Source organism: Cyanobium sp. WAJ14-Wanaka (assembly GCF_024345375.1).
In the GTDB taxonomy this organism is placed as follows: Bacteria; Cyanobacteriota; Cyanobacteriia; order PCC-6307; family Cyanobiaceae; genus Cyanobium_A.
Genome location: NZ_JAGQAZ010000001.1, coordinates 467,951 through 490,036, shown reverse-complemented (window position 1 = coordinate 490,036; position 22,086 = coordinate 467,951). Strand labels below are relative to the sequence as shown.

Sequence of the window (22,086 nt, the reverse complement as noted above, 5' to 3'; positions counted from 1 at the left end):
GGGCTGGGGCCCTAGCAGAGCAGGCCAAGGTTTTGGAGTCGTTCCTGGAGTGCTTGCCAGTTGAAGCTGCGGGGATCTGAACGTTCACCTCCCAGGTCCACATATTTATGGGTGGTGATGTTTTCAGGCCTGATCTGAAAACGAGCCATCCATTCAGCCAAAACCACTGCTAGGGCGTCGTATTGGGCGGCGCTATAGCCGCTGTGCTCGGAATCGTTGTCTTCCCCATCCAAGGGGGTTTCCAAACTGACATGCAGGCCGAAATTATTTATTGAGCCGCCCACATTGGGATTAGTCACCACCCATTGGCCGTTGAAGGCGGAATTACCAGCGCCAAAGGCCCTCTTGGAAGGGTCCAGCAGTTTTATTACTGCGCCATCGCCACCGATTAGGGCGTGATAACTGACCTGGTCGTCGTCCCTTGGGTGCTTGGTAACGAAAGTATTGATCGCTGACGCTATGCCGTAAACGGTCTCATGCAGCACCACCAGCTGGGGTGTGGGATCGACTGGATTACCGAAGGCATCTTGGCGGAAACGTTCTCCGTAATTGCTCGGATCGACTTTTACCCTTCCGGGCGACTGGCGTAGGTCAGCCAGCAGCATATGCAGGTGCTGGCGCTGCTTCTGGTCAAGAACATCGCAGCTGCGGCGCAGGGGCGAGATCCAGTTGGCCTGGACAGGGGCTACGGGGGCAGCCTGGCGCATCGCTGCCGGCAGCTTTGCAAGCGATGGGGCCAGGGAAAAGCTCGATCCGGTATCCCTGGACCACCAAATAATGGTGCCCAGGGCCAGCAGGCCAAAGGAGGCCAAAAAAAGCAGGGGTGTTGGCGATTTTGAGGCGGTCATAGGCCCTGGCCCCTTGGAGGCTGCAGGGTTAACCAACGGCGTCGGGCCTCCAACATTGCCTCGCTCACCATTGGCATGGGAACCAAGCTCCAGCGGCATGGGGCTGGCGGCTGGGGGCTCACTGTCAGTTGGCGCACCCGGCCATCGCGGGCCAAAAGTAATTGGCGCTCACCCAAAAATTCTGGCGCCAAAAGCAGCTCAAGATCCTCAACCTGGCGAAGGCGCTCATCGTCTAAGGCGAGTAATTCATCGCCCACGATCACGCCTGCCTCACTGGCTGGACCGTGGCGTCTGATGCGAGTGACGCTCAATAGGCCATTCGACTGGGCGCACTGCCAACCCAGGTCCAGGTGCTTGCCAGGTTCGGCCTGGAGCTGCAGGCCCACATCCGCCAGGTAATTATCCAGGGAGGGATCGTCAGTGCCGTTTAGCCATTGGGGCAAAAGGGTTTGCAGGTCAGGAGCCAGGGAAGCGAAGGCAGCTTGTAAATCACCCTGCTGGTAGCCCCGACCCCAGCGTCCATGGCTTGCCCAGAGCGCCCGCAGCACCTGGGGCAGGCTGGCGCCTTGGCGACGCAGGTGGAGATCCAACACCAAGGCCACCACCGCACCCTTGAGGTAGTAACTGATCTGGCTATTGGGGGCATCGGCATCGGCCTTGTAGAGCTTCACCCAGGCCTCCTGGCCACTACTCAAAAGGCTCTGGACCTGCCGGCCGGGGGTGAGGAGATAACGGCTCAGGTCGGTGCCCAAATCTTCCAGCAGCGCTTCCTCCGAGCTGATGCCTGCGGCATGGGGCACCAGTTGGTCGAAGTAGCTGGTGATGCCCTCTGCAAACCAGAGGGTGGGAACTACGGCCGCCTCGCCGTAGTTGTAGGGGGTGAGCTCGGCGGGGCGCAGGCGCCGCACATTCCATTGATGGAGGTATTCATGGGCCACCAACTGGAGCAGCTTGCGGCGACCATCGGGCTTGGCCAAGGCCTTGCGGCTGAATTGCAGCACCGTGCTCTGGTCGTGCTCCAGCCCCCCATAGCCCGATTCCGTTAGGTGCAACACGAACAGGTAGGAATCCGCTGCGGGACGGCTCTCCCCCATCAGGGCGCAACTGGCGGCACAGACCTTGGCCACATCTATTAGCCAGTTGGGATCGGCGCTGGTGAGCTCCTGGTCCGTCAGGTCCTTGCCCCAGGTGACCCAGCGATGGGGCACGCCTGCCACCTCAAAATCATGCTGTCGGTGGGGCCCCACCTCAACTGGGCTGTCAATCAGCTGGTCAAAATCCTTGGCAAGCCAATGGCCAGCTCCCTCGGGGAGGGGAATGAAGGAATGCCATCCAGGCGGCAGGCTCAGGCTCAATTGATGGGGATGCCAGCGCTCACCCTCAACCTCCAGGACCACGGCGGCCAGGGCAAGGAAACCGTGGTCGGGGCTGAGGTGACAGGTCCGCACGCTCAGCTCAGCGGCATGCACCCGGTAGGAAATGGCAAGGGGGGCCAGGTGGTCGAGGTCCAGCTGCCAGCGGGAGGGGGTTTGTCGCCGAATCGCCAGGCGATTGCCTGCCTGCCAAACCTCAAGGCCCTCCAGGTGGCGGACATAATCGCGGATCAGGTAGGAGCCGGGGGTCCAGGAGGGCAGTTGCAGGCCCAGGCTGGACTGCCGCGGTGTGACGCTGAGCCGCACCTCCAGCTGCTGCTGCTGGCAATTCTCAAGGTTGAGATGAACGTTTGGCACTGCCGATAAGCCCTCAGGCAGAAACACTCACCTGGCCTGGGGCAAAGGCTTTGCCTGCCTGATCGAGCGCCAGGTGGGCCGCATAGCTGCGGGTTATCTGGGCCAGCAGACGCTGCAGGCCGTGGGCGCGGCTGAGGCGCTGGAGATCGCCAACAAGGGCAAGGGATCCATCTGCCTGACGGCGCCAACCGAGGCAACCCCCTCGCACCAGCTCCAGCTTCAACTCCACCGGCTCCGACTCACCGGCAAAGCCCTCCAGCTGGCCGCCCCAATGGACTTCGTGGCCAAGGGAACGCAAACAAACGGCCAAAAGCTCGGCATCACGCAGGACAGTTGGCAGGATGGAGAGGTGGGACACGGCGCAATGCCCGCTTTTTCAGACCCTAGCGATGATGGTGCCTGCGTCCAGTGGCCGTTGCCACAGGAATGGCCCCTGCTCAGCCGCAAACCTCGACTAGGCGTAATGGCCTCGGGGGCGGGTAGCAACTTTCAAGCCCTTGTTGAATCCTGCGCCGGGGGCTGGGCCAGCATCGATCTATTGGTGGTCAACAACGGGGGCTGCGGAGCCCAGCAACGGGCCCTGGAGCTGGGTATGGCCAACCAGGTGGTGGATCACCGGCTCCATTCAAATCGCGAATCCGTAGACAGGGCCCTGATTGACGCCTTCAAAGCAGCTGCCGTGGATCTGGTGGTGATGGCTGGCTGGATGCGCATCGTCACGCCGGTGCTGATAGGGGCCTTTCCAGAGCGAATTATCAATATCCATCCCTCGCTCCTACCAAGCTTCCGGGGGGTGGATGCGGTTGGCCAGGCCCTGGCGGCTGGCGTAACCCTCAGCGGCTGCACCGCCCACCTGGTGAGTGAGGAGGTTGATGCGGGCAAGATCCTTGTTCAGGCTGCCGTGCCAGTGGATACCGGGGATGACAGGGCCAGCCTCACCGCCAGAATCCAAAGCCAAGAACACCGAATCCTGCCCCTGGCTGTGGCCCTGGCAGCCCAGCGGCTGGGGTACTAGGTAAGCGGCTACGGGTAAAAAGGCAGCAGCGGCAGGCCGCTGGTGGCCTCCAGTCCCGCCATCAGGTTTAGGCACTGGACCCCCTGGCCTGCCTGGCCCTTGACCAGGTTGTCGATCGCCGCCATCACGATCAGCTGGCCCGTGCGTTCATCCACCTGCACCGACAACAGGGCCCGATTGGTTTGACGCACCCACTTGGTGGAGGGGTAGGTACCGACGGGCAACACCTCAACGCAGGGGGCATGGCGGTAGGCCGCCTCCAGCAGGACCCGGCAATCCTCCGCCCGCAGGCCCGGGTCCCTAAGCCGGCAGTAGATCGTGGCCAACAGGCCCCGCACCATCGGCATCAGGTGGGGTGTGAATTGAAGCTGGATCGCCTGGCCCGCAGCCTGGGAGGCGGCCTGTTCAATTTCGCTGGTGTGGCGGTGACCCACCACCCCGTAGGGAGCCACCGCCTCCGATGCCTCGGCCAACAACAAATGCTCCTTGGCCGCCCTGCCACCGCCGGAGGCGCCGGTTTTGGCATCAATCACGATGCCCTGGCTCTCGATCAGGCCCTGTTTGAGGAAGGGAAGTAGGCCCAGGAGGGAGGCGGTGGGAAAGCAGCCAGGGGCTGCCACGAGCTTGGCGCCACGGATGGCCTCGGCATGCCACTCAGGCAAGCCATACACCGCCTGGCCACAGAGCTGGTCATCACTGCGGGGCACCTCCCGCGCCTCAGATGCATAGACCTCCTTCCACTGCTCGAGGGAGCGGTAGCGGTAGTCGGCAGAGAGGTCGACCACCCGCAGGCCCCTCTCCAATAGGGCCGGCACCATCTGGGCCGCCAGCCCGTTGGGAAGGCTGAGAACAACAAAATCAGCAGCAGCGGCAATGGCGGCTGGATCTGGGCTCTGCACCACGGGATCCCCAGGCAGGGGCAGGAAGGGCACCAACTCACTCCAGCGCTTGCCACTGCTCCGTTCTCCCCCCAGGAAGCTCACCTCCAAATGGGGGTGTTGGTGCAGCAATCTCAGGGTCTGGAGCCCTCCGTAGCCGCTGGCGCCAATGACCGCAACGCGCTTGCTTGCCATTGGCCGCAACTTAAATCGAACTTACCGGGCTTTATAAAGGATGATTGCGCAGGGGTCACCGGGCCCAGTGGCTTTCCTTTGACAAGTCCAAGCCCCAGTTCCCCAGCAGTAGCAGCGATCGACCAGGCCATTGCTTTTGATTCCATTGCCGATGCCCTTGCCGCAATTCGCAATGGCGAATCGATCGTGGTGGTGGATGACGAAAACCGGGAAAACGAAGGCGACCTGATCTGCGCAGCCCAGTTCGCCACCCCAGAACAGATCAACTTCATGGCGACAGAGGCCAGGGGCCTGATCTGCCTGGCCATGGAGGGGGAGCGGCTTGATGCCCTGGATCTGCCCCTAATGGTGGATCGCAACACCGACAGCAACCAGACCGCCTTCACCGTGAGCGTGGATGCGGGCCCCGAAAACGGAGTTACCACAGGCATTTCAGCCGAGGATCGGGCCCGCACCATCCAAGTGGCAATCCACCCCCACACCCGGCCTGCCGACCTACGGCGGCCAGGCCACATTTTCCCCCTGCGGGCCAAGCAGGGCGGGGTGCTCAAACGGGCAGGCCATACCGAGGCGGCGGTTGATCTGGCCCAACTCGCCGGGCTCTATCCAGCGGGGGTGATCTGTGAGATCCAAAACGCCGATGGCTCGATGGCCAGGCTGCCCCAACTAGGGGAGTACGCCAGGCGCCATGGCCTAAGGCTGATCAACATTGCCGACCTAATCAGCTACCGGCTTGATACGGAGCGGTTTGTGCGCCGCCAGGCGGAGGCGGAGCTACCCAGCGCCTTCGGCAGCTTTCGCGCCATTGGCTACCGCAATGAGTTGGATGGCAGTGAGCACATCGCCATCGTCAAGGGCCACCCCGAAAAGGCCACTGGCCCTGTGCTGGTGAGGGTCCATTCCGAATGCCTCACGGGCGATGCCTTCGGTTCCCTGCGCTGTGATTGCCGTCCCCAACTGGAGGCTGCCCTGAAGATGGTGGAGACAGCGGGAGAGGGGGTGGTGGTCTATTTGCGCCAGGAGGGTCGGGGCATTGGCCTGATCAACAAGCTCAAGGCCTACTCCCTTCAAGACACTGGCCTGGACACGGTGGAGGCCAACGAGCGCTTGGGTTTTGCCGCCGATCTGCGCAATTACGGGGTGGGGGCCCAAATCCTCAGTGATCTAGGTGTCCACAGGCTCCACCTGATCACCAACAACCCCCGCAAGATTGCGGGCCTTGGCGGTTACGGCCTTCAGGTTGAAGACCGGGTACCCCTGGTGATGAATCCCGGCCAACACAACGCCGATTATCTGCAGACCAAACGCACCAAACTGGGGCACCTTATGGATGGCCCCAATGCGGTTGTGGCCTGGCAAGGGAAGGCTGATGGATTAACCATCGCAGGCCGCATCGACCAGTTGATAGCAACTGCCAGTGCCAAGGGATTTGACCTGGAAAGGGAGGAGCATCCCAGGTTGCTGGCCCTACTGAACCAACCTGGCCTGGCCCTTCTGCTCAATCCTGGGGCAAACCAGGAACCCAGCCAGCTGCTGGACCTATTGCGGGAAATGCTGAAGGCCATGGCCGCCTGGCCCGAAACGGAGCAACTGAGCCTGCTACTCACTCCAGACCGGCAAAGGAGTAGCCATCCCAGTGTTTCCCTGGAACCTGATCAGCGGGGCCTGGCGGAGTGGTCTGCAAAAGAATCCCCCGAGCTCCAAATGGAGCCGGGGGCCTTTGTGCGCTGGAGCGCTACTTCTGAATAGTCAATTTATTGATCTTGGTGCCCTTCTTGATGGCAAGAACCACCTCTAGGTCTCCAGTCTGACCAAACACCGTGTGGACCCCATCGAGGTGGGGTTGGGCGCCATGGCACAGGAAGAACTGGGAGCCGCCGGTGTTTTTGCCGGCGTGGGCCATCGACAAACTGCCGGCCTGGTGCTTGTTGGAATTGATCTCACAATTAATCGTGTAGCCAGGGCCACCGGTACCTGCCATGCCACCGGAGCCATCGCGGCTATTTGGGCAGCCGCCCTGGGCCATGAAACCGTCGATAACCCGGTGGAAGGCCAGACCGTCGTAAAAGCCGGATTCGGCCAATTTCACAAAATTGGCAACGGTGCCGGGGGCCTCGGCCTCAAACAACTCGATTGAGATGCTGCCGGCATCTGTTTCCATCAAAGCTTTGGTCATCGAAGGCGGGCCTTAAACGCCAATTTTATGCGGCCGTGGCGGTCTGAGTTCTTAAATGGGGCATTGGATAGGGCAGTAGCGCGTATGGCCTCAATTGAAAGCGGCTTGGCCGGCCTGGATTTGGGTCAGGCGCGCCTAGGCGTCATCGGTGGCAGCGGTCTCTATGGCATGGAGGGCCTGGAGGACGTGCGCAAGATCAAGCTGAAAACCCCCTATGGCAAACCCTCCTGCAGCCTGCGGGTTGGCCGCATCGGCAACCTGGAGGTGGTCTTTTTGGCCCGCCATGGCCCCCACCACAGCTATACCCCCACTGAGGTGCCCTACCGGGCAAACATCTGGGCCCTGCGTTCCCTGGGGGTGCGATGGATCTTCTCGGTGTCGGCCGTTGGCTCCCTTCAGGAGCATGTGCGGCCCCTCGACATGGTCGTGCCCGATCAATTCGTCGACCGCACCCACGCCCGCCCCCTCACCCTTTTTGGCGATGGTCTGGTGGCCCATGTGGGCTTTGCCGATCCCTTTTGCCCTGTGCTCAGCCGCCTAATTTCCGATGTGGGCGACAGCCTGATGCCCGAGGGCCACCAATTGCACCGTGGCGGCGCCTATCTCTGCATGGAAGGTCCTGCCTTCTCCACCAGGGCTGAATCCGAGCTCTATCGCAGTTGGGGCTGTTCAGTGATTGGCATGACCAACCACACCGAGGCGCGTCTTGCCAGGGAAGCCGAAATTGCTTACACCACCCTGGCGATGGCCACCGATTACGACTGCTGGCACCAGGAGCACGCCAGCGTTTCGGTGGAAATGGTTATCGAAAACCTGAGGGCCAATGCGGCCCTGGCCCAGCGCATCGTCCGTCTTGCCGCCGAGCGCCTAGCCGTTCACCGGCCGCCCAGCACGGCCCACCATGCCCTTCGCCACGCCCTGATGACCCCTAAGGAGCAGGTACCCCGCGCCACCCGTCGGAGGGTCAGCCTGTTCACAAGCCCCTACTGGGGACCAGGGGGCTGAGTTGGGGCCTGCAGCACCTTGCGCAGGCTGGGGCCATGGCGATCTAGGTGCTTCTGGGCCTGCTGAGCATCTAGGCCCGTAAGGGCAATCACCAGGGCCAATTTGACCGAACCGGAGCTTTGCTCGAGCAGCTGGCGCCCCTCAATCCGATCAACCCCGGAAAGATCACTGAGAATGCGCAGGGCCCGATCCTCGAGCTTGGCATTGGTCACCGCCACATCCACCATCCGGTTGCCATGGACCTTGCCCAGCCGCACCATCACTGAGGTGGAGATCAGGTTAAGGGCCATTTTTGTTGCCGTACCAGCCTTAAGGCGGGTGGATCCGGCCAGCAATTCGGGCCCGGTAAGTAGGCGTATGTCGATGTCTGAGGGCATGGCCACCTGATCCCTGGGAACGCAGGCCATGGCAATGGCCAGGGCGCCGATGGCCTTTGCATGGCTCAGACCACCCAGCACGTAGGGGGTGGTGCCTCCAGCCGCTATGCCCACCAGGCAGTCCCCAGGCCCAAACCCCCTAGCCAGCAAATCATCTCGGCCGGCCGCCTCGATATCCTCCAGGCCCTCCGAACTACGCAGCAGGGCAGCTGCGCCCCCGGCCAGGACCCCCTGCACCAGCTCCGGTGGGGTGCAAAAGGTGGGCGGGCATTCGGCCGCATCCAGCACGCCGAGGCGCCCGGAGGTGCCGGCACCCAAATAAAACAGCCTTCCTCCCGAGGCCAGCCGGGCAGAAATGGCCTCCACCGCTGCAGCCAGGGGTGCCGCCGCCGCCGCCAGGGCCCGCTGGGGTTCCAGCTCGTTTTCACAGAACAGCTCTACGAGCTCCTGGCTAGAGAGTTGGCAGAGGTTTTCGCTGGCGGGATTGGCCTGCTCGGTGAGCAGATGGCCCCTATTGATCTCGCTCAAAGCAAACCCTCAAGCTTGCGACGGAAGGCCTCCAGTTCTGAATCCTGTTCCCCCTGGCGATCCAGCTCCTGGGCTTGGTTCGTCTCCTGTAATTGGTTCTCCTCCTGCCACTTGGCGACATCCATATTTCGCTCGGGGGGGGCAATTAGCAGGCGATCCTCTGCCGTTTCGGGCAGAAAACCCTTAGTTACAAGGCGCGCCTCATAGCCGGCTTCACTGCAGAAAAGCTCCATCTCCTCCCGGTCAAGGGGTTCAACAGTGGGCACGGGAAAATCCTGGGCTTCCAGCAGCCCTGCGTAGCGGTCTGCGTCGTCCCTCTCCTCAAACAACAGCACCACGGTGCGGCCGTTTAGCTCAAGGGAGTGGATGCCTTCCTGGTCGCTGCCGGCGTCGAAAAGAAGCACAAATACCGCCATCGAGAGCACTACTACGGCAGAAGTTGCCAGTCTCTCACTGGCGATGCTCCGGCCCGCGGGCCAGCTGTCCGAGGCGCTGGTACAGGGCAGCTTCAGCCTCCCCCAGCTCCTCGGGAACCACGATGCGCACCTCCACCAATTGGTCGCCCCGCTGCCCCCCCCATTCCATGCCGCGCCCCCGCAAACGCAGCAGCCGACCACTCGAGGATCCAGCTGGCACCGTCAGTTTGACTGGCCCCCTCAGCGTGGGAACCACCACGGCACAACCCAGGGCCGCCTCGGCGGGGCTCAGGTCAAGGCTCAGCAGAACCCGCAGGCCATCCACCCGCAGGCCATCCGGAGTGCACACCCGCAGGTGCAGGAAATGGTCGCCACCGCCGGGGGTAACCCCTGCCAGCCGTAGGCGCCAACCATCGCCGGCCATGGCAGGGGTTTTCACCTCAACCGCCGTACCGTCCTGGAGCTCAATCTCAAGACTTGCGCCCTGCAGGGCCTGCTCTGGGCTGAGTTCCACCAGGGTTTCCAGGTCAGTGGTGGCCTGGACAGGCGGTGGTGGTGGCGGGGAAGCGGAAACCTCACCGGGGGGATCAACTGGGTAGACCTGTTGTTCCGGCTCCCGGGTCCGGCGGCGCCGCTCGCCAAATAATTGGTCTAGGTAGTCGTCGAAATCGGGAAAGCCCCTAGCAAAGGGATCGCCACCCCCCTCCGGCCCTGCCTCATCAAAATTGAGCCCCGCTTCCCAGGCATCGCGCCTGGCCGGGTCCGAAAGCACGGCATAGGCCTCATTGACCAGCTTGAACTGCTCCTCAGCCCGGGGATCATTGCCATTGAGATCCGGGTGCCAGCGTCGCGCCTGGTTGCGGAAAGCCCGCTTGAGGCTTGAGCCATCTGAACCTGGCCTGAGGCCAAGAACGGACCAGTAATCCTCAGTTGCGGGAACTTGCTGGACCACGGGCGTCAACCATCACCCCAGGGATCGGCCTCGCGGCGAGGCTGCTGCCGCTCAAACCTTTTTTCGGGATAACTCCTCTCCTGGTACCTGTCCGGCTGGAATCTGTCCTGCTGATATCTGTCCTGTTCATAGCGCTCGGGCCTTGATGGGGGGCGCGACCAGGGGTCACTGGCGCCTCTGCTTAGGCCATCCCGATTCCAGCTGTCCCGATTCCAGTCATCGCGATTCCAGTCATCGAAGTCGTCATCGGAAAACAACTCATCCTTCAAGGAGCCGAGGGTGTTTTTCAAACCCTGCAGGGGGCCTTGCTCGGAACGTCTTTCATTGAGCAGCTTGCGATTTAAGCCAAACAGGGCCTCCTGCAATTGGCTGACGGCAAGTTCCAGGTCGGCCACGGCAGCCTCATCACCACCAGTGGCTCTGCCAGCAGTAACTGCCAATAGATCCTGCACCTCACGCACCGCCAACTCCACAGCGCGCTGCTGGCGTTCAGCCCCATAGGGCCCCAACTCCAGGGAGGCGTCGCGAAGGCGTCTTTCCGCCTGGGCAATCAGGGTTTGGGCACGGTTTTGTCGATCAATTTCACGGCGTTTGCGGCGATCCTCACTGGCCTTCAGTTCAGCCTCCGCCAGTAATTGGGCGATTTCCTCCTCGCTGAGGTTTGAGCCCCCCTGGATCGTGACGCTCTGCTGGCGACCGGTGGTGCGATCGGTGGCCGATACCTGCAGCAGACCGTTGGCATCGATATCGAAGGAAACCTGCACCTGGGGCACGCCCCTGGGGGCCGGAGGTATGCCCGATAGCCGGAAGCGACCCAGGGATTTATTGCCATCTCTCATCTGGCGCTCACCCTGGAGCACATGGACCTCGACTGAGTTTTGGTTGGCCTCGGAGGTGCTGAACAGGTCGCTTTTGCGCACCGGAATTGGGGTGTTGCGGGGGATGAGCACTTTCATCACCCCACCAATGGTCTCGAGGCCCAGCGACAGCGGTGTGACGTCGTTGAGCATCAGATCCCGCAGTTCGCCGGTGAGGATCCCCGCCTGAACGGCGGCGCCAATCGCCACCACCTCATCGGGATTGACCGATTGGCAGGGCTCAAGGGGTATCAGGGTGCGGACCATGTCCTGAACCATCGGCATCCGGCTACCGCCCCCCACCAACACCACATCGTCGATGTCCTCGGCAGCAAAACCTGAATCCCTGAGGGCCCTCTGCACAGGTCGAAGCAGCCGGTCCAGGAGATCGGGGCAGAGGCCCTCAAAGGTGCGCCGCTCCAAGCTGGTTTCAATGTGCAGAGGCCCGTCGGGACCGGTGCCAATAAAGGGGAGCGAGATGGGTGTGCTCTGCACCCCAGAAAGCTCCTGCTTGGCCTTTTCGGCAGCTTCGGTTAGTCGCTGCAGGGCCTGGCGATCGCGGCGAAGATCAATGGTGTGTTCCTTTTGAAAAGCATCGGCCAGCCAGTCGACGATGCGACGGTCCCAGTCGTTGCCACCTAATTGGGTGTCGCCGCTGGTTGCCTTGACATCAAAAACGCCCTGGGCAATGCGCATCACCGAGACGTCGAAGGTTCCGCCGCCCAGGTCGAAGACCAGAACCCGCTTAACGCTGCTGCGATCGAAGCCATAGGCCAGGGCTGCTGCAGTGGGTTCGTTGAGAATGCGTTCGACCTCAAGGCCAGCCAGGCGGCCTGCATCGCGGGTGGCCTGGCGCTGGGCATCGTTGAAATAGGCCGGCACGGTAATAACTGCAGCCTCCACAGGCTCCCCCAGGTAGGTACTGGCGTCATCCACAAGCTTTCGCAGGATGCTCGCCACCAATTCCTCCGGGGCGTATTCCCTTTCTGTGATTGGGCAAACCACCCGCACGTTGCCCTGGTCGTTGGCCCGAACCGTGTAGGGAACCCCCAGGCTGCTGTCCTCGAGTTCATCCCACTGACGACCGACGTAGCGCTTGAGGTTCGCGAAGGTATTGCGGGGATTCAGCACCAGCTGGCGGCGGGCCAATTGGCCGACCAACAGTTCCTGGTCACGGCTGAAGCCCACCACGGATGGGGTGGTGCGCCCCCCCTCCGCACTGGCAATTACCTGGGGGCGCCCCCCCTCCAAGACAGCCACCACTGAATTGGTGGTACCCAGGTCGATTCCAACTATTCGACCCATGAACGCCGTCGCCCCATCAAACAGGCTGTTGATCCTTAAAAATACCGGTCCCCAGCCGTTAAACACGGGTTAATGCGCCTCCGGCGACGGGGTTCGTAAATTCATGGAGTCAGCTGTGGCCTCCAGCCCAGCCCCTCTCCAACAAATCCGAAGCCAAATCCCCTTGCATGAAGCCGGATTTCAGTAATGACGTGAACGCCGAGGCGTTCACCCTGCGTCGCCGCCCACCCAGTGAAAAACTGGTCGACATTGGCTTCAGCCAACTCAGCCTTGCCCTTGCCTCAGGCGTTGCCCTGGTGCTTTTAGGCATATTCCTAACGGTATTTGGCCAGGCAAGGGAAGCGATTGCCCAATTTGGCCTCAATTTCCTGACCACCTCCGACTGGGACCCCGTTAACGACCGCTACGGCGCCCTAGTGGCGATCTACGGCACCCTGGTTTCGTCATTACTTGCCCTCGTAATCGCAGTGCCCCTGGGAGTAGGCACGGCGATCTTCATCACCGAGGACCTGGTCCCCACACGCATCAGGGAGGCCATCGGCCTGATGGTCGAACTCCTGGCAGCCCTGCCATCGGTGGTGCTTGGGCTCTGGGCCATCTTCGTGATGGAGCCCGCAATCAGGCCTGTCCTGAACATGCTCCACAACGTGCTTGGTTGGTCTCCACTCTTTTCAACGGTCCCCCAGGGCCCGGGCATGGCGCCGGCGATTTTGATTTTGGTGGTGATGGTGCTGCCAATAATCACAGCCATATCCCGTGACGCCCTAAACCAGGTGCCGATTGAGCTGAGGCAGGGGGCCTACGGGATCGGATCTACCCGTTGGGGGGCCATCTTCAACGTGATCCTGCCTGCGGCTATATCAGCAATTATTGGCGGGGTGATGCTTTCCCTGGGCCGGGCCATGGGGGAAACGATGGCCGTGACCATGATCATCGGCAATTCCCTCAGCTTCAACATTTCGCTGCTGGCTCCTGGCAACACCATTGCCTCGATGCTTGCAAACCAATTTGGGGAGGCGGATGGCATCCAGGTTTCGGCGCTCATGTATGCGGCCTTAATCCTGATGCTGCTCACATTCGTGGTGAATGTGGCGGCCCAGTGGATCGTTCGACGCCTAAGCCTGCGCTACTGAAACTAACGAGATACCACAATGACATCCAGCACTAACATTAGTTACGCAAATTCGGACCTTTTTGACCGAAGGTCCCTATTCTTCGACCCAAACCTCAAGCGCAACAGGTTAAACGAACTGTTGACAGCAATTGCTGCCACTTTTGCGGCGATCGCTGTATTGCCCCTATTTCTAGTATTGGGTTACGTGCTTGTAAAGGGAGGATCAATGATTCGCCCTTCCCTTTTCCTTGAACTGCCTCCTGAGCTTGGCTTGACTGGTGGAGGAATTGGCAATGCGATTTTGGGTACTTTGATTGTTAGCGCCATTGCCACCTGCATCGCCCTGCCGGTGGGCATAGGTGGGGGAATATTTCTGAGCGAATACTCGAGGGGTGGCTGGTTTGCAAACTTTATTCGTTTTGGCAACGATGTACTGGCTGGCGTGCCCTCGATCATTGCTGGCGTATTTATTTATGGCCTTGTGGTGGTAACAAAGCTCTTCTTTGACCAGAGCTTTAGTGCCATGGCCGGGGGTATTGCCCTTTCGGTGTTGATGCTGCCAACCATCATAAAAACAACCGACGAAGGGCTGAGGCTTGTCCCCCAGGAGTTGCGCTGGGGAGCCTACGGGGTAGGGGCCTCAAAATTTGTAACTATTACCAGAATCACCCTGCCAGCTGCCTTTACACCAATTGCAACCGGGGTGGTTCTAGCGGTGGCTAGGGCAGCGGGGGAAACAGCACCGTTGATTTTCACTACACTATTTTCCCCCTATTGGCCAGATGGTATATTTAACCCAATCGCGACAATGTCTGTGTTGATTTATAACTTTGCAATCATGCCCTACGAGTACCAAAATGCCCTGGCATGGGCAGCCAGCTTTGTATTGGTTGTGATGATACTCGGAGCAAATTTACTTTCCCGCTGGATATCAAAAATGGCTAAAACCTAAGTCATTAGGACCTGCCTTTCTGCCCCATTTCACCAACCTCCTTCCTCCTTTTCCTTCACTACCAATCCGCACCCCAACCAACCAATACCATGACAACCTCTTCGAAACTCGATTCAAATCCAAGCAAATCTGTTTGCATGGCCCTGGAGAATGTAAGCATCTCCTACGGCAAGTTTGAGGCTGTTAAAGGGGTTTACATGGACATCCCCTACGGCGAGGTGACCGCATTTATTGGCCCGTCAGGCTGTGGCAAGTCGACGGTGCTGCGGGGCCTTAACCGTATGAACGATTTAATTCCCGGTTGCACACTCAAGGGCCGGGTGATTTTCGATGGCAATGATCTCTACGATCCCCGCGTCGACCCCGTGGAGGTGCGCCGTCGCATCGGCATGGTCTTTCAGAAGCCCAACCCCTTCCCTAAGACCATCTACGAAAATATTGCCTTCGGTGCTCGCATAAACGGTTACAAGGGTGACATGGATGAGCTGGTCGAGCGCTCCCTGCGCAAGGCAGCCGTCTGGGATGAATGCAAGGACAAACTTAAGGAAAGTGGCCTGGCCCTTTCGGGAGGCCAGCAACAGCGGCTGTGTATTGCTAGGGCAATCGCCACCGAACCGGAGGTGATCCTGATGGATGAACCCTGCTCGGCCCTTGATCCGATCTCAACATTAAAGATCGAGGAAACGATGCATGAACTGAAGCGCAGCTACACAATCATTATTGTTACCCACAATATGCAGCAGGCAGTTCGAGTATCAGACAACACTGCCTTTTTTAACGCTGAGGTAGTCGAAGGGGGCAGTGGCAAGGTGGGCTACCTGGTGGAATACGCACCCACCGAACGAATCTTCAATGCTCCGGCCCAGAAGTCAACCCAAGACTATGTAAGCGGTCGCTTTGGTTAATCGCAGGAGGGCCTAAAAGGACAAAAAAAGCCGGCTGATTAGCCGGCTTTTTAATAACGGAGAGGGAGGGATTCGAACCCTCGATAAAGTTGCCCCTATACAGCATTTCCAGTGCTGCGCCTTCAACCACTCGGCCACCTCTCCAGGGGCAAAATGGGGCAGATGCGAATCTAGCAGCATGAAGCCCTATCACCCGATCACGATCCATTGGCGGCAGACGGGTCGTGTGATTAGCCACGACGTGGCAGATGGCGAGTACATCCTGCGCAGTTTTGAAAACCAGGGAGATCCCCTGCCATTCAGTTGTCGCAATGGCTGTTGCACCGCCTGTGCAGTTCGGGTGCTGGAGGGGGAGATTGACAGCCGCGAGGCACTGGGCCTCTCCCGGGACCTGCGCGCCAAGGGCTATGGCCTGCTGTGCGTTGCCAGGGCAACGGGGCCCCTGGTGGTGGAGACCCAGGACGAGGATGAGGTCTATGAATTGCAATTCGGCCAATTTTTTGGCCGGGGCCCAGTCCGGCCTGGGCTACCCCTTGATGAGGAGTGATGGCTGATCCCACGGAAAATCTGGATGTGGCAGAGAGGCTCAGTGACCGGGCCGCCCGGGAAGCCGGCCTGCCGGAGGCTGAGATCCTGAGGCTCGTGAATATCGCCCGCCAGGCTGCAGAGCTCGGTGGTGAGCAGCTAAGCCGCCACTTTGGCCGGTTAATCCAGGTGCGGGAGAAGGGCGTAGCCGGCGATCTGGTCACCGAGGCGGATCACGCTGCTGAGGCTGCCGTCCTGGCTTTTTTGCAGGCTGAGACCCCTGAATTTGGGATCCTCGCTGAGGAGAGTGGCAGGAGGCCCAAGGACAGCCCCTTCGAATGGTGCATTGACCCCCTCGATGGCACCACCAACTACGCCCACGGCTTTCCATTCTTTGGCACCTCAATTGGCCTCACCTGGGGCGGACTGCCCCTGCTGGGTGCCCTGGCGGTTCCCGCAATGGCCGAATTGTTTTGGGCGGCCCCGGGCCTGGGATCCTGGTGCAACGACCAGCGGCTGGCAGTCAGCGACTGTCACCAGTTGGGCGATGCCCTACTGGCCACGGGCTTTGCCTACGACCGCCGCAGCCGGCTAGACAACAACTACGCCGAATTTGCCTACTTCACCCATCGCAGCCATGGGGTACGCCGCGCCGGTGCCGCCGCCGTGGATTTGGCCTTTGTGGCCGCCGGTCGCATGGATGGCTATTGGGAGCGGGGCCTGTCGCCCTGGGATTTGGCCGCAGGGGTTGTTCTTGTGGAGCAGGCTGGAGGGGTGGTTTCCAGCTACTCAGGCTCTGAAATGCGCCTGGCGGAAGGTCGCCTGATTGCTTGCGGCAGGCTCCTGCAGCCAAAGATTGTGGCTGGACTGGCCGCCTGCAAGCCCCTGCAGGGTTCCAGCTACGGGGCTGCGGAGCTGGATTCATAGGATTGGTCCACACCACCCCTACTTAGTACTGCTGCCAATGGCTCTGCAACCCGCAGCCGGTGCAAAGGATCTCAACCCCAGGGATGTGGAGCTGAATCGGCGCATTGCCGAACAACTGGCAAATGTGTATCGCCTTTGGGGCTACCAGGAGGTGGCTCCACCCTCCTTTGAAAAGCTGGAAACCCTCCAGGCTGGGGGCGCCATCGATGGCCGGGAGGTGGTGCGTCTTTCCAGTGATGAACCGCTTGGTTTGAGACCAGAGCTGACGGCCTCGATTGCCAGGGCCGCCAGCACCCGCATGGCCCAGTGGCCCAGACCCCTGCGCCTCTGGGCCATGGGCCCCATCTTTCGCACCAGTACCACCGAAAGCGGTAGTAAGCGGATCAGTGAACAACTCCAGAGCGGGGTTGAGTTGCTGGGGATTGGTTCTGCGGCCGCCGATGGGGAGCTACTGCGCCTACTGCTGGCAGCTGCTGGCCAGTTGGGGCTAAGGCCAGAGCACCGTCCCACCCTGCTGGTTGGTCACCATGGCCTGCTGGCCGCCCTGTTGGGCCAATTGCCGGAGGAGAAGCGATCGGCGGCCCGCTCAGCCCTTACAAATTTTGACAGCCTCGCCCTTACCCAACTGGCTGAATCAGAGGGCGAGCAAAGACTGCTGACTTCCTTGATGCGTCTGAGGGGAACACCGGAAGCCGTGATCGGGCAGTTGAAGCAGGCGATTGGCCCCAACCAAATAATTGATCAACTGGAATTCAGCCTGGCCCTGCTGGCCCCTGCAGCAGGAAGACTGGGGGTGTCGGTGCAATTGGATCCCAGTTTCCAGCCCCATTTCGATCTCTATGACGGACTGGTGTTCAAGTTGGTGTGCCAAGGGGCAGAGGCCCCCCTAGAGATCGCCAGTGGCGGCCGTTATGACGCCTTGGTGGGCCGCTTTAGCCCTGCGGGTGAAGATGCAGCGGGCATGGGTTTTGGCTTCGCGGTGGAGGCGGTCAGGGAGTTGCTCTATGGGGAAGTGGCTGATCCGATCAGGGAGAAACCAGTGCTAGTCGGCTATGGCCCGACGGTCCCCCTGGCGGCAGCCCTGGATCGGCTGGAGGAACTTCACGCCATGGGGGTGGCAGCTGAGTTGCTGGGTGAGCCGGCGGCCAGCCAGGGGGAGGCCCAGGCCAGGGCGAATGGGCGCAATTCCAGCAGCCTGGAATGGGTCACTGACTAGGATCAAGCTGGTTTTTCTGCCTAAGCAGTACCTGCGATCCCCATGGCCCACACCATCGTGACCAACGTCTGCGAGGGGGTTGCAGATTGCGTGGATGCCTGCCCAGTGGCCTGCATCCACCCTGGCCAGGGGGCTAACAGCAAGGGAACCAATTTCTATTGGATAGATTTCGACACCTGCATCGACTGCGGAATCTGCCTGCAGGTCTGTCCGGTAGCTGGGGCAATCATCCCTGAGGAGAAGCCCGACCTGCAAAAGGCAGGCTGAGATCCGCTTTCGAGCCCAGCTAAAGGCTTCAAATCACGGTGCGGTTTCCTGCCCATCCACCCCCCTTGGCGCCGGGGGCAGGGGCACGGGAATCTGGATGGATCCGCATAACACCTCCGTGCTGCAGGCAGAACAGGGTCAGATCCAGATCCATACAGAGAACATCTTCCCGATCATCAAAAAGGCTGTCTACAGCGGCCATGAGGTGTTCCTGAGGGAGCTGGTCAGTAACGGCGTTGATGCGATCAGCAAGCGCCGGATGGCAGCCATGGCTGGTGATTGCCTGGAGGGCAGCGAGGGCCTGATTTCGATCCGAATCAATCGGGAAGCCAACACCCTCACAATTTCCGACAACGGCATCGGCATGGATGCTGATGAGGTAAAGCGCTACATCAACCAGGTGGCCTTCTCAAGCGCAGAGGATTTTCTCGAGAAATACAAGCAGGAAAGCGACGCAATCATTGGCCACTTTGGACTGGGCTTCTACTCCAGTTTCATGGTGGCCAAGCAGGTGGAAATGGTCAGCCTCAGCGCCAAGCAGGGCAGCGAGGCGGTGCGTTGGAGCTGTGATGGTTCACCCAATTTCACCCTGGAGGCCGCTGAGCGAAATGAGCCCGGCACCGATGTGGTCCTGCACCTGATGGATGAGGAGCTCGAATACATCGAGCCATCCAGGATTCGCACCCTGATCACCACCTACTGCGACTTCATGCCCGTAGCGGTGCAGCTGGAGGGTGAAACGGTCAACAAGCGCGAGGCGCCCTGGCGCAAGAGCCCCCGGGACCTCTCAGGCGACGACTACATCCAGCTCTACCGCTACCTCTATCCATTCCAGGGGGACCCCCTGCTCTGGGTGCACCTAAACACCGATTACCCCTACAACCTCCAAGGAATCCTCTACTTCCCCAAGTTGGGCGGCCGGGCGGACTGGGAGAAGGGAGAGATTCGCCTCTACTGCAACCAGGTGTTTGTTAGCGATTCGATCAAGGAGGTGGTGCCCCGCTACCTTCTGCCTCTGCGGGGTGTGATCGATTCCCCTGATATCCCCCTCAATGTCAGCCGTTCTGCCCTGCAAACAGACAGAAGAGTGCGCTCAATCGGGTCCTTTGTGGCCAAAAAAGTTGGGGATCGCCTCAAGCAACTGCATAGCGATGAACCCCGCCGCTATGCCGAGATCTGGGAATCCCTGGCCCCCTTCATCAAGATCGGCGCCATGGAGGACGACAAGTTTGCGGAGCAGGTGGCCGATCTGGTGCTGTTTGGCACCACAGCAAGGGCCCAGGAGGGTGGTGAGGCCGAACTTGCCAACCCTGATCCGATTCCAACGGATCGCCAAAGGGCCAGTGGCGCCAGTGCTTACACAACCCTGGCGGGGTACCGCGGCCGGCTCGCAGCAGACAACAGCCAGCGGATTCTCTATTGCACCGATGAGGCTGGCCAGGCCGGGCCCCTCTCGCTCTGGACCAGCCAGGGAGCTGAGGTTTTGCTGGCAGACACCTTCATAGACAGCCAATTCATCCCCTGGCTGGAGATGCGCCATGGGGAACTGAAGTTTCAGCGGGTCGATGCCGAACTGGATGACTCCCTGCAGGAAAAGGAGAGTGAGCTGGCCGATGCCGATGGCAAGGACAGCTCCGAGAAGATCCGCGACCTATTCAAATCAGCCCTTGCCAACGACAAAATCACAATTCAGGTGCAGGCCCTGAAGGGTGAAAACTCCCCTGCGGCCCTGATCCTTCTGCCGGAACAGATGCGCCGCATCAACGACATGGGGGCCCTGATGGAGCAGCGCCTACCGGGCCTTCCCGACCACCATGTGCTTTTGGTGAATCGAAAGCACAGCCTGGTTGAGGGTGTGCTGAAGCTGAGTGCGGGTTCCGTGATTACGGGTTCTGGCATTTCCCCCAGCCAGGAACTGGCCAATGGGCTCAGCCGCCATCTCTATGAAACCGCCCGGCTGGCAGTGGGTGGCATGGAGCCCAACGAACTGGCCGGCTACCAGCAGCGCAGCTGTGATCTGATGGGCCAGCTGATGGAGCGGGGCCTTTAGGGGCAAGCACTTTGGTAAGATCGCACCATTAATGGCTGATAGTTATGTCCCGGGTCTGCCAACTCACCGGCAAGCGCGCAAACAACGGCATGGCTGTCAGCCACTCCCACGTGCGCACCAAAAAGCTCCAGCAGGTCAACCTGCAGGAGCGTCGTCTGTGGTGGGCTGAAGGCAAGCGTTTCATCAAAATTCGGGTCTCGACCCGGGCCCTCAAGACCATCCAAAAGAAGGGCTTGGGCCCCTATGCCAAGGAGCTTGGCATTAATCTGGCCAAGATCTGATCGAAGTCAGAATCTTCAAAAACCATGGTTAGGCGAAGGTTTGTAGTTGCTACAGGACTGCTTCTACCCATCTTCATTTTCATAGCAAGCCTGTTGGTCTCTGGCCAGCAGGCTTTTGCCTTGGGAGGAACCCTGCCGGCTCTTCAGCAACCGGCCCCGCAGTTCCGGCTGGCCGGCGTACAGCCATCGGTGGCTGGCGAAGTGAGTGAGGCCATCCCTGCCGAATTGGCACTCGCCGATTTTGCCGGCCAGTGGCTGGTTCTCTATTTCTACCCCCGCGATTTCACCGGGGGTTGCACCATCGAGGCCAGGGGCTTCCAAAAAGACTTGCCCCAGTACAAAAAAATTGGTGCCCAGGTGGTGGGCATAAGTGCAGACGATCCTGAATCCCACGCGGAGTTCTGCAGCAGCGAAGGGCTGGCATTCCCCCTACTTTCCGACCCTGGTGGTGCGGTCAGCAGGTCCTATGGCAGCTGGATTGCGCCCTACTCCCAGCGCCACACTTTTTTAATTGATCCCAACGGCATCCTGAGGGAGCAATTTGTGGCCGTTAGGCCCTCGGGCCACAGCGATGAAGTACTTACCCAGCTGAGGGCACTTCAAGCCGAACCGATTGATCTTGCATAAGGTATTGACCTTGAAAAAACAAATGACCTTTAATCGCCGCTTTCTTCTCAAGGGTCTTTCTTTCACGGTCAAGGCGTCCCTAGCTGGAGCCTTGGCAACCGCATTGGCTGCGACCGTGCAACCGGCCCTCCTGGCCCAGAATGCGCCCCCCAAGGCTGTTGATAGCACCCGTTTCTTCTTTACTGCCGACATGGGCAGTGGCCTTTCAGACCAAAAGGCCAATGGGAACCAAATGGCATTAATCCATGGCCAGCGCCCCGTTGATTTTGTGATTTTAGGCGGAGACAATATCTATCCCGATGGCAATTTGACCCTGGTCGAAACCCATTTCAACAGGCCCTACGCGGCCCTGCTGAAGGCAGGAGTTCCCTTCCATGCCGTACTGGGCAACCACGACATACGCACGGGCAATGGGGACCCCCAGGTTGCCTACAAACCCTTTGGCATGAAGGGCCGCTGGTACACCCTGAGAAAGGGGCCCATTGAATTCTTCATGCTCGACACCAACACCAATGCCCAGTGGCAATTCCAAATGCCCTGGCTAAAAAATGCCCTTGCCAAGAGCAGCGCACCTTGGAAAGTGGTGGTGGGTCACCACCCAATCTATTCAGCAGGTCTCTACGGAGATGACCCCAGCGCCATCGCCAAACTAACCCCAATTTTTGCGAAATACGGAGTTCAGCTGTATCTAAATGGCCATGAACACAACTACGAGCGCACAAAAAATATCAAGGGCACAACCTACATTATTTCTGGCAATGGTGGAGCATACCTTCGTCCAATAGTTGCCAATGAGCGCAGTGTCAAGGTAGCCAGCACCTTTGGCTTCCTTGAGCTAGCCGCAACTCCCTCCCGTCTCCGGGTAGATGCCTGGAGCAGCAGTGGCGCCAAGGTCGACGAGGTTGTGCTGACTAGGCCCTGAGATTCTTATGCCTTGAGC

At 60.1% G+C, this 22,086-nt stretch carries 23 protein-coding genes and 1 tRNA gene; 14 read left to right on the top strand and 10 right to left on the bottom strand.

All coding sequences use genetic code 11. From position 1 onward, the window contains the following. Positions 1–11: 11 nt before the first annotated feature. The 3 genes from KBY49_RS02840 to KBY49_RS02830 are packed head-to-tail and all read right to left on the bottom strand — an operon-like array spanning position 12 to position 2,936. Positions 12–848, bottom strand: coding sequence for an N-acetylmuramoyl-L-alanine amidase (locus KBY49_RS02840; RefSeq protein WP_254933247.1), 837 nt, complete (start codon positions 846–848; stop codon positions 12–14). Next, complete coding sequence (locus tag KBY49_RS02835) at positions 845–2,578, bottom strand: PDZ domain-containing protein (protein ID WP_254933246.1); 1,734 nt, start codon at positions 2,576–2,578, stop codon at positions 845–847. The genes KBY49_RS02840 and KBY49_RS02835 overlap by 4 nt, the downstream gene beginning before the upstream one ends. A 13-nt stretch (positions 2,579–2,591) precedes the next feature. Next, on the bottom strand, positions 2,592–2,936 hold the full coding sequence (locus KBY49_RS02830) for a DUF1257 domain-containing protein (RefSeq protein WP_254933245.1): 345 nt from the start codon (positions 2,934–2,936) through the stop codon (positions 2,592–2,594). A 6-nt stretch (positions 2,937–2,942) separates the two neighbouring features. Between KBY49_RS02830 and purN the strand changes: the two genes are divergently transcribed. Next, a complete protein-coding gene (gene purN / locus KBY49_RS02825) occupies positions 2,943–3,593 on the top strand; it encodes a phosphoribosylglycinamide formyltransferase (protein ID WP_396099261.1) in 651 nt (216 codons plus the stop codon). A gap of 8 nt (positions 3,594–3,601) precedes the next feature. Here purN and argC read toward each other — a convergent pair whose 3' ends face one another. Continuing rightward, on the bottom strand, positions 3,602–4,666 hold the full coding sequence (gene argC, locus KBY49_RS02820; RefSeq protein ID WP_254933244.1) for an N-acetyl-gamma-glutamyl-phosphate reductase: 1,065 nt from the start codon (positions 4,664–4,666) through the stop codon (positions 3,602–3,604). 129 nt (positions 4,667–4,795) lie between these two features. Here argC and ribBA point away from each other — a divergent pair, with 129 nt between their 5' ends. Continuing rightward, positions 4,796–6,415 (top strand): bifunctional 3,4-dihydroxy-2-butanone-4-phosphate synthase/GTP cyclohydrolase II, encoded by a 1,620-nt coding sequence (gene ribBA / locus KBY49_RS02815; RefSeq protein ID WP_396099538.1) that lies wholly within the window; start codon positions 4,796–4,798, stop codon positions 6,413–6,415. Here ribBA and KBY49_RS02810 read toward each other — a convergent pair. Continuing rightward, positions 6,402–6,842: a peptidylprolyl isomerase gene (locus KBY49_RS02810; protein ID WP_254933242.1), complete on the bottom strand. Its 441-nt coding sequence runs from the start codon at positions 6,840–6,842 to the stop codon at positions 6,402–6,404. The genes ribBA and KBY49_RS02810 overlap by 14 nt on opposite strands. Positions 6,843–6,926: 84 nt before the next feature. Here KBY49_RS02810 and mtnP point away from each other — a divergent pair, with 84 nt between their 5' ends. Then, entirely contained in the window at positions 6,927–7,847 is a 921-nt protein-coding gene (mtnP, locus tag KBY49_RS02805) for an S-methyl-5'-thioadenosine phosphorylase (protein WP_254933241.1), read from the top strand. Here the strand turns inward: mtnP and murQ are convergent. From murQ to dnaK, 4 genes are read right to left on the bottom strand one after another with little or no spacing between them, the layout of a single operon-like run. Further along, on the bottom strand, positions 7,826–8,752 hold the full coding sequence (gene murQ, locus KBY49_RS02800; RefSeq protein WP_254933240.1) for an N-acetylmuramic acid 6-phosphate etherase: 927 nt from the start codon (positions 8,750–8,752) through the stop codon (positions 7,826–7,828). The two genes, mtnP and murQ, sit on opposite strands and share 22 nt — an antisense overlap. Then, positions 8,749–9,168, bottom strand: coding sequence for a DUF3110 domain-containing protein (locus tag KBY49_RS02795; protein ID WP_254933239.1), 420 nt, complete (start codon positions 9,166–9,168; stop codon positions 8,749–8,751). The genes murQ and KBY49_RS02795 overlap by 4 nt, the downstream gene beginning before the upstream one ends. Before the next feature lie 34 nt (positions 9,169–9,202). Further along, positions 9,203–10,120 carry a DnaJ C-terminal domain-containing protein gene (locus KBY49_RS02790; RefSeq protein WP_254933238.1) on the bottom strand — a complete coding sequence of 306 codons (918 nt, stop codon included), beginning with the start codon at positions 10,118–10,120 and terminating at the stop codon, positions 9,203–9,205. A gap of 5 nt (positions 10,121–10,125) precedes the next feature. After that, complete coding sequence (gene dnaK / locus KBY49_RS02785) at positions 10,126–12,282, bottom strand: molecular chaperone DnaK (protein ID WP_254933991.1); 2,157 nt, start codon at positions 12,280–12,282, stop codon at positions 10,126–10,128. Between the two features lie 167 nt (positions 12,283–12,449). On the opposite strand from dnaK, the gene pstC reads away from it, so the two are divergent. The 3 genes from pstC to pstB all read left to right on the top strand — a co-directional run bounded on the left by pstC (position 12,450) and on the right by pstB (position 15,253). Next, complete coding sequence (gene pstC / locus KBY49_RS02780; RefSeq protein WP_254933237.1) at positions 12,450–13,415, top strand: phosphate ABC transporter permease subunit PstC; 966 nt, start codon at positions 12,450–12,452, stop codon at positions 13,413–13,415. An 18-nt stretch (positions 13,416–13,433) separates the two neighbouring features. Beyond that, a complete protein-coding gene (gene pstA, locus KBY49_RS02775) occupies positions 13,434–14,348 on the top strand; it encodes a phosphate ABC transporter permease PstA (RefSeq protein WP_254933236.1) in 915 nt (304 codons plus the stop codon). 89 nt (positions 14,349–14,437) lie between these two features. Then, entirely contained in the window at positions 14,438–15,253 is an 816-nt protein-coding gene (gene pstB / locus KBY49_RS02770; protein WP_254933235.1) for a phosphate ABC transporter ATP-binding protein PstB, read from the top strand. 57 nt (positions 15,254–15,310) lie between these two features. On the opposite strand, the gene KBY49_RS02765 is transcribed toward pstB, so the two are convergent. Next, a tRNA-Ser gene (locus KBY49_RS02765) sits at positions 15,311–15,397 on the bottom strand. Between the two features lie 34 nt (positions 15,398–15,431). Between KBY49_RS02765 and KBY49_RS02760 the strand changes: the two genes are divergently transcribed. The 8 genes from KBY49_RS02760 to KBY49_RS02725 all read left to right on the top strand — a co-directional run bounded on the left by KBY49_RS02760 (position 15,432) and on the right by KBY49_RS02725 (position 22,068). Next, positions 15,432–15,800, top strand: coding sequence for a 2Fe-2S iron-sulfur cluster-binding protein (locus tag KBY49_RS02760; protein ID WP_254933234.1), 369 nt, complete (start codon positions 15,432–15,434; stop codon positions 15,798–15,800). Then, on the top strand, positions 15,800–16,705 hold the full coding sequence (locus KBY49_RS02755; RefSeq protein ID WP_254933233.1) for an inositol monophosphatase family protein: 906 nt from the start codon (positions 15,800–15,802) through the stop codon (positions 16,703–16,705). The genes KBY49_RS02760 and KBY49_RS02755 overlap by 1 nt, the downstream gene beginning before the upstream one ends. A gap of 37 nt (positions 16,706–16,742) precedes the next feature. Further along, positions 16,743–17,921: an ATP phosphoribosyltransferase regulatory subunit gene (locus KBY49_RS02750; RefSeq protein ID WP_254933232.1), complete on the top strand. Its 1,179-nt coding sequence runs from the start codon at positions 16,743–16,745 to the stop codon at positions 17,919–17,921. 42 nt (positions 17,922–17,963) lie between these two features. Beyond that, the gene (locus KBY49_RS02745) at positions 17,964–18,188 is read left to right on the top strand and encodes a ferredoxin family protein (RefSeq protein ID WP_254933231.1); all 225 of its coding nucleotides are present in this window, start codon (positions 17,964–17,966) and stop codon (positions 18,186–18,188) included. Positions 18,189–18,285: 97 nt separating this feature from the next. Beyond that, complete coding sequence (gene htpG / locus KBY49_RS02740; protein ID WP_254933230.1) at positions 18,286–20,238, top strand: molecular chaperone HtpG; 1,953 nt, start codon at positions 18,286–18,288, stop codon at positions 20,236–20,238. A gap of 44 nt (positions 20,239–20,282) precedes the next feature. Then, positions 20,283–20,519 carry a 50S ribosomal protein L28 gene (gene rpmB / locus KBY49_RS02735; RefSeq protein ID WP_254933229.1) on the top strand — a complete coding sequence of 79 codons (237 nt, stop codon included), beginning with the start codon at positions 20,283–20,285 and terminating at the stop codon, positions 20,517–20,519. Positions 20,520–20,612: 93 nt separating this feature from the next. Then, the gene (locus tag KBY49_RS02730; RefSeq protein WP_396099254.1) at positions 20,613–21,146 is read left to right on the top strand and encodes a peroxiredoxin; all 534 of its coding nucleotides are present in this window, start codon (positions 20,613–20,615) and stop codon (positions 21,144–21,146) included. Between the two features lie 91 nt (positions 21,147–21,237). Further along, positions 21,238–22,068, top strand: coding sequence for a metallophosphoesterase (locus KBY49_RS02725; RefSeq protein WP_254933227.1), 831 nt, complete (start codon positions 21,238–21,240; stop codon positions 22,066–22,068). The last annotated feature ends 18 nt before the right edge of the window (positions 22,069–22,086 follow it).

What these genes read in the sequence shown, in the direction of transcription:
- KBY49_RS02840 (WP_254933247.1), bottom strand. Translation starts at nt 848, where the DNA reads ATGACCGCCTCAAAATCGCCAACACCCCTGCTTTTTTTGGCCTCCTTT.
- purN (WP_396099261.1), top strand. Translation starts at nt 2,943, where the DNA reads ATGCCCGCTTTTTCAGACCCTAGCGATGATGGTGCCTGCGTCCAGTGG.
- argC (WP_254933244.1), bottom strand. Translation starts at nt 4,666, where the DNA reads ATGGCAAGCAAGCGCGTTGCGGTCATTGGCGCCAGCGGCTACGGAGGG.
- KBY49_RS02810 (WP_254933242.1), bottom strand. Translation starts at nt 6,842, where the DNA reads ATGACCAAAGCTTTGATGGAAACAGATGCCGGCAGCATCTCAATCGAG.
- mtnP (WP_254933241.1), top strand. Translation starts at nt 6,927, where the DNA reads ATGGCCTCAATTGAAAGCGGCTTGGCCGGCCTGGATTTGGGTCAGGCG.
- KBY49_RS02795 (WP_254933239.1), bottom strand. Translation starts at nt 9,168, where the DNA reads ATGGCGGTATTTGTGCTTCTTTTCGACGCCGGCAGCGACCAGGAAGGC.
- dnaK (WP_254933991.1), bottom strand. Translation starts at nt 12,282, where the DNA reads ATGGGTCGAATAGTTGGAATCGACCTGGGTACCACCAATTCAGTGGTG.
- pstC (WP_254933237.1), top strand. Translation starts at nt 12,450, where the DNA reads ATGAAGCCGGATTTCAGTAATGACGTGAACGCCGAGGCGTTCACCCTG.
- pstA (WP_254933236.1), top strand. Translation starts at nt 13,434, where the DNA reads ATGACATCCAGCACTAACATTAGTTACGCAAATTCGGACCTTTTTGAC.
- pstB (WP_254933235.1), top strand. Translation starts at nt 14,438, where the DNA reads ATGACAACCTCTTCGAAACTCGATTCAAATCCAAGCAAATCTGTTTGC.
- KBY49_RS02760 (WP_254933234.1), top strand. Translation starts at nt 15,432, where the DNA reads ATGAAGCCCTATCACCCGATCACGATCCATTGGCGGCAGACGGGTCGT.
- KBY49_RS02755 (WP_254933233.1), top strand. Translation starts at nt 15,800, where the DNA reads ATGGCTGATCCCACGGAAAATCTGGATGTGGCAGAGAGGCTCAGTGAC.
- KBY49_RS02750 (WP_254933232.1), top strand. Translation starts at nt 16,743, where the DNA reads ATGGCTCTGCAACCCGCAGCCGGTGCAAAGGATCTCAACCCCAGGGAT.
- KBY49_RS02745 (WP_254933231.1), top strand. Translation starts at nt 17,964, where the DNA reads ATGGCCCACACCATCGTGACCAACGTCTGCGAGGGGGTTGCAGATTGC.
- htpG (WP_254933230.1), top strand. Translation starts at nt 18,286, where the DNA reads ATGGATCCGCATAACACCTCCGTGCTGCAGGCAGAACAGGGTCAGATC.
- rpmB (WP_254933229.1), top strand. Translation starts at nt 20,283, where the DNA reads ATGTCCCGGGTCTGCCAACTCACCGGCAAGCGCGCAAACAACGGCATG.